This window comes from Alcanivorax sp. HI0083, from assembly GCF_001635175.1.
This window is the reverse complement of sequence record NZ_LWFX01001285.1, coordinates 1-5,448: the sequence shown is the minus strand read 5'-3', so window position 1 is coordinate 5,448 and position 5,448 is coordinate 1. Positions and strand designations below refer to the sequence as shown.

The 5,448-nt window shown below is 43.8% G+C and carries 7 protein-coding genes; 3 read left to right on the top strand and 4 right to left on the bottom strand.

The annotated features are described in order from the left end of the window. Nucleotides 1–200 precede the first annotated feature (200 nt). From A3754_RS19075 to A3754_RS19065, 3 genes are read left to right on the top strand one after another with little or no spacing between them, the layout of a single operon-like run. Nucleotides 201–650 (top strand): aspartyl/asparaginyl beta-hydroxylase domain-containing protein, encoded by a 450-nt coding sequence (locus A3754_RS19075; protein WP_197468721.1) that lies wholly within the window; start codon nt 201–203, stop codon nt 648–650. Continuing rightward, complete coding sequence (locus tag A3754_RS19070; protein ID WP_063520960.1) at nt 641–1,609, top strand: NAD(P)-dependent oxidoreductase; 969 nt, start codon at nt 641–643, stop codon at nt 1,607–1,609. The genes A3754_RS19075 and A3754_RS19070 overlap by 10 nt, the downstream gene beginning before the upstream one ends. Then, nucleotides 1,593–2,489, top strand: a complete 897-nt coding sequence (locus A3754_RS19065; RefSeq protein ID WP_063520959.1) for a hypothetical protein — start codon at nt 1,593–1,595, stop codon at nt 2,487–2,489. The genes A3754_RS19070 and A3754_RS19065 overlap by 17 nt, the downstream gene beginning before the upstream one ends. Here A3754_RS19065 and A3754_RS19060 read toward each other — a convergent pair. The 4 genes from A3754_RS19060 to A3754_RS19050 all read right to left on the bottom strand — a co-directional run. Further along, nucleotides 2,486–3,175 (bottom strand): sugar phosphate nucleotidyltransferase, encoded by a 690-nt coding sequence (locus A3754_RS19060; RefSeq protein ID WP_082872295.1) that lies wholly within the window; start codon nt 3,173–3,175, stop codon nt 2,486–2,488. The genes A3754_RS19065 and A3754_RS19060 overlap by 4 nt on opposite strands. Continuing rightward, nucleotides 3,172–4,248 (bottom strand): geranylgeranyl reductase family protein, encoded by a 1,077-nt coding sequence (locus A3754_RS26275; RefSeq protein WP_197468720.1) that lies wholly within the window; start codon nt 4,246–4,248, stop codon nt 3,172–3,174. The genes A3754_RS19060 and A3754_RS26275 overlap by 4 nt, the downstream gene beginning before the upstream one ends. 4 nt (nt 4,249–4,252) lie before the next feature. Then, nucleotides 4,253–4,993, bottom strand: coding sequence for an FkbM family methyltransferase (locus tag A3754_RS19055; protein ID WP_063520958.1), 741 nt, complete (start codon nt 4,991–4,993; stop codon nt 4,253–4,255). Next, the coding region (locus A3754_RS19050) for a TylF/MycF/NovP-related O-methyltransferase (protein WP_197468719.1) at nt 4,990–5,448 on the bottom strand (459 nt) is incomplete at its 5' end. The genes A3754_RS19050 and A3754_RS19055, both read right to left, overlap by 4 nt.

The window sequence follows — 5,448 nt, the reverse complement described above, 5'->3', positions numbered from 1 at the left end:
AAAGAATGAATGCAGGCACAAGTTCAACTCGATATGCCCTGAGACTTTTTTTCCCATCCTGACGCCAAGACGAAATGTTTATACCTACATCGCAATTCACTTTTCTTCAAACCATAAGACGCCAGCATAAAAAAATTGCTTGCGAATTCAGGCGCGCATACAAAGAAAGCCAGTACATACAAGAAATCGTGAATGCCGGAATGGGAATTGATACACATCTAAAAAATTGGGTCTTCGAGAACGGACTACGCGAAGATCAAGCCGGCTACAATGTTCGCCAAGGGGATCATACGGCCTTAGTAATCTATAAAAAAGGGGAAACTATAACCGAAATAGAAGCGATGAATCTTTTACCTTTAACAACGTCTCTACTTGATAAAGTTCCCGGGGTTTTTTTTGCTGCAATATCAGTCCTTGGGCCTAATGCAACTCTGAAAGAGCACACGCACACCAGGCAGCATTATGTCTACCATCTCTTACTGGAGGACCTAATTAACGGTTGCTGCGAGATGCAATGTAACGGTCATAAGAAAGAGTTACGTAATGCAGGAGACGAGATAATGTTTGACTACAGTTATAGACACAGCGTCAAAAACCATGCTCAGAATCGTCGAATAAACCTTATGATTGATTTTCTTCCATGCAAATGAAAAGCCGAAAAATTCTCATCACCGGCGGGTCAGGCCTGATAGGTACGCACCTCAGTAAACGGCTGCTTGCTGAAGGGGCTGACGTCATCAGCCTCGCCAGAAACCACCCATTTCAAGCGCATGGCGAGATTCAAATTGAAGGTGATATCCGCGATACTGGATTACTGGAAGAAGTGTTTACCCGTCATAAGCCCACAGACTTGGTTCACTTGGCCGCCCAACCCATCGTCGGCAATGCTCTATCTGATACAGAATCCACTTTTGACATCAATATTCGTGGCACCTGGCTACTGCTCGAGGCCGCTCGGCGGTACGGGAAATTGCGTTCTATAATTGTAGCCTCCTCTGATAAAGCCTATGGCCAACACCAAAAGCAGCCCTACCAAGAGGATTTTGAGCTCAAAGCACAATACCCCTACGATCTCAGCAAACAAGCTACTGAGCAACTCGCCCTAAGCTACTTCCATACGCATGCTCTTCCCGTCACCATTACCCGCTGTGGCAACACCTTCGGAGCCTATGACTTAAACTTCAGCCGCATCATACCCGGAACCATTGCCTCATGCCTAAAAAACCAAGACATCATTATCCGCAGCTCTGGCCTGCTCCAACGCTGCTACATTTATGCAACTGATGTTGCAGATGCTTACCTACAACTGCTGACTGCACCACAAAACAGGGTGCATGGGCAGGCTTTCAACATAGGTAACCCAACCGCCATCTCTGTACTCGACATGGTGAAATTCATTCAATCTGCCATTCCTGAAAGCCGAGCGCGAGTAATTATTAAGAACCAGAATTTTGGTGAAATCACATATCAGTCACTTGATTGCAGAAAAATCGCCAAGGTTCTCGGCTGGGAGCCAAAGACCCCTCTACATCAGGCTCTAGTTGAGACTATTAATTGGTATCAAGAACACGGCATTTACCATAGAGATACCAATGACTACGATCAATAACGCCCCAGTTGTACTCTTTACTTACAGAAAACGACAATTCCTGGAGGAAATTTTCCAGGCAATAAAATCTTACTCTCCCCCTAGGTTATATGTAGTTAGTAATCTATATTCATCTGAAGAGGAAAGACTTACCGTCGAGGCAATTAGACACAGCATCAGTCAATGGCAATTACCAGGCGAGATTATCTACCTTTTCCAAGATCAGCATCTTCTCATCAATGACTCTATACATAACGGGCTCGATCATGTCTTTAGCATTGAGGAAAGCGCCATCGTACTGGAAGACGATACCGTACCCTCCTCATCTTTTTTTGATTTTTGCAATAGAATGTTGGCGCGTTATGAAAACGCTGAGGAAATAGGAAGCATCATTGGCTGCAACCTTGGGGCGAGCAATAGAGAAAACAAAGCATACATAGTCCCTTTTGCTTTTTTTTACTGGGGCTGGGCCACATGGGCGGAAAAATGGCAAACTTTACGTAACTCCCCCCTTCCTTATGGAAAAAAAGACAACGGAGTAATTGATAAACTGCAGAACCCAAACAGCCTACTTACTCCCTTTTTTGAACGTCTGGATGACCGATGCACCTGGGATTTGCGCTGGGGTTGGAAACAGGCTCTACACGATATGGAGGCTATTATTCCAGGGAAAAACCTGGTACAGAATAAGGGATTTGTTAAAGAAGGCTCTTATATCAGATTTACGGATTCAAGCTTTATAAAAATCGAGGCAACCGACTCTCCAACCCCAGCAAAAGCGAAGAAAGACCCTGTTTTTTCTAGAAATTACGAACACCAATCCGCAAAGCTACTCACAGAGATACTTACTCACAGAGGCGAGTTAGAGAAATACAAAATGTCAAAGAGTCATAATTCTTAAAGCGTCGGCAACTCCATCGAATTCAATCTAACAACATCTTTATAAGTATCCATACTCTGCCAGAAACCCTTATGGAAATATGCACCAAGCTCCCCTTTGTCAACAAGGGAAGGCAGCACATCAGTTTCAAAATCACTGTCTAAATCAAGTTTCTTTAAAACCTCGGTCGAAATCACAAAGAAACCACCATTTATCAGCTGAGGCATCATCGGCTTTTCGATAAAAGAAATGACAGAGGCACTATCATCAACATCTAGTAAACCGAACGGCAGCCGGGGCTGTACGGCGGTCAAAGTCACACCTTTACCAGAAGAAATATGCTGGTCTACCAAGGCATCGACGTTCAGATTGGCGATTCCATCTCCATATGTAGCCAAGACGTTTTTCTCATTTTTAAATAAATGCGATGCAATAGCCAAGCGACCACCTGTAGGAGTATCCTCCCCCGTCTGAAGCACCTTTATTAAAACGCTGCCACCCTTATATCGATCAGCAAACTGCCGAAAAGCCAGTTCATTTGCTCCAACCAACAATACAAACTCAGACACCCCATAAAGACAATAATGATGAATTATATGTTCAAGGATAGGCTTGCCCTGTACTTCCACTAATGGCTTTGGGGTATTCCCAAAGCAGCCTTTCATACGCAGCCCTTGTCCACCACATAAAATCACTGCTTTCATCATCTTTTCTCTGAATCTACCAATGACATGGATGCGCGCATTGCCTGACTATTAAGCCGTGCCGCGAACAAAGGGTAGGAAACGCCTAACGTGGGGTAAATAAGCCTAGAGAAAGCTCTATTTAGACCGCATCTACGTAGATACCTAGAGGAGGTAGCACGATAATTATTCACAACATCGCCCCCTATCAGTACTGATTTAGCGGCAAGCTGCCCCGTAAGTATTGCACCATAAATACCTTCACCACTTGAGGCATAAGTAAACCCTCCTGCATCACCGACAAACAAAACTCTTCCGCTGCCCATACTTTTCTTTGAGCATGAAATTGCGATGGGGAAGCCACGAATATCCGAAAGATTTACCTCTCCCAACGAAATCTGAGCATATTGCTTAAGGGCTGGACGATTTACAAATCGGGAATGGCGACTATTCCAGGAATACAAACCAACGTTGTAGTGATCCCCTTTTGGAAATACCCAGCCATACCCTCCAGGAGAAAAACCGAAATCAACTTTTGTTCTAATTTCTTGAGTATTAACTTCGTTCGCATCAACGTCGGCTTCAATAGCTACCCCAAAAGCCCCCTTCGGTCGACCGGAGATCAAACGCCGTATAGTACTCCCCGCACCATCCGCCGCAACCAGGTAGTTGCCCTTAATTCTGAGGCCAGGATAGATTAGCTCAACAGCATCCCTACGAAGCTCAATTCCACTAATTTCTGGTAGTACAAAGTACTGACATTCGGTACTCAATGCTGCTTCGATCCCAAGACTATCGAACTCGGCTCGTTTAGTCATTAATGCGATTGGCTCTTCCGCTTTAATGATAACCGGCTTTTTATCTTTATAGGACAGTCTCAGCTCGTTAACCTTTTCACGAACAACAGTAGTGAAGTCATAATCAAGTAAACGCACGGCTCCAGCGGAAAGTCCACCAGCGCAAGGCTTGCTTCTTGGGAATCGTGTTTTTTCGATCAATGCTACGCGAGCACCACCTGCTGTGAGTGTACGTACAGAAGCCACACCCGCTGGCCCGCCTCCGACAACTATCACGTCTACCTTTACAGATTTTGTCACGATATCAATCCACTCGAATGAATTTCAAAATACTGTTCCCTGAAGTTTCAGGATACGCAGGGTGAGCACATTCCTCATCAACCATCTCCATAAGAAAGCCATGTCTTTTGAAAACAGTGAGGAATTCATCGAACGAGTATTTCTGCTTAACCCAGTGATGGTATTCGATAACAAAGGTTTTAACTTTTCTTAATTTCCCTGACTCTACAAGGCTCGATATCACATTGCTTTCTCCGCCTTCAATATCAACCTTCATAAAGTCTACGCCATTATCCAAACAAGGCAGCTCAGCTGCAGCCATACTCTCTACAATAATACGCCTTCTTGCCAAAGCATTTTCAAAGGTCGAGCAGACGGGAATGTTTTCTAAAGAATCAGGGAAAACAAAAAAATCGGTGGAGCCCGTTGTATCCGTAATGGCCTTTTCCACAAGATCAATTCCGGTCAGACCGAGAAAATTGATATTTTTTCTTGCCACGCTGGCCGACAGAGGATCCGCTTCAAAAGTGACGATGCGACTATCAGGATATATTGTCTTAAAATAAAGAAGCCCAAGACCGATATTGGTACCACAGTCAACAATCAGTGGCGCCTCATGAGCACATTGAAATCTGTATATTTCCTTCTCAAAAATCTCTTTTATCAAGTAGGCATCCACACTAGGTGAGTACCTGCTATGAAAATGAATTTCCTCAATACAATTTGCCAATCTAGAGTTGATCAGCTGATAAAAACCGAGTTTCATTGGCGTTTCTTCATAATTAAGGAAAACGATGAAAAGCGGTTCATGTCTATAAATTCGGCTATGTCTTTTTCTAAAACAAAATTGTCAACTGCTTGTCGGCAGTTCACCAAATTCAAATAATAATCATCCACAATAATGGTGCCACCTGGAACAACCCGATCATAAAACAGCCTCAGTGCAGACAATGTTGGCTCATAAAAATCCACATCAAGATGCAAGAGTGAAATCTTGTCTGGAACGATAGTATCGTTAGGATTAGTAATATCTCCTTTATGAAATACTACCTTAGAGTTAAGACTAAACCTTTCGAGCAAGGAAACTGCACTTTCTTCATAACATTCGGAAACATGTTGCAGACCCAACGCATCAGAAAAACGTCGATCTTCGGGCTGCGTGAGAGCCTCTGATCTACAGCCGTCGAAGGTATCATAAAGATGAAGCTCAGAGTCGATTCC

Excerpts from the sequence above, each read along its gene's own strand:
- A3754_RS19075 (WP_197468721.1), top strand. The coding sequence starts at position 201 with ATGGGAATTGATACACATCTAAAAAATTGGGTCTTCGAGAACGGACTA.
- A3754_RS19070 (WP_063520960.1), top strand. The coding sequence starts at position 641 with ATGCAAATGAAAAGCCGAAAAATTCTCATCACCGGCGGGTCAGGCCTG.
- A3754_RS19065 (WP_063520959.1), top strand. The coding sequence starts at position 1,593 with ATGACTACGATCAATAACGCCCCAGTTGTACTCTTTACTTACAGAAAA.
- A3754_RS19060 (WP_082872295.1), bottom strand. The coding sequence starts at position 3,175 with ATGATGAAAGCAGTGATTTTATGTGGTGGACAAGGGCTGCGTATGAAA.
- A3754_RS19055 (WP_063520958.1), bottom strand. The coding sequence starts at position 4,993 with ATGAAACTCGGTTTTTATCAGCTGATCAACTCTAGATTGGCAAATTGT.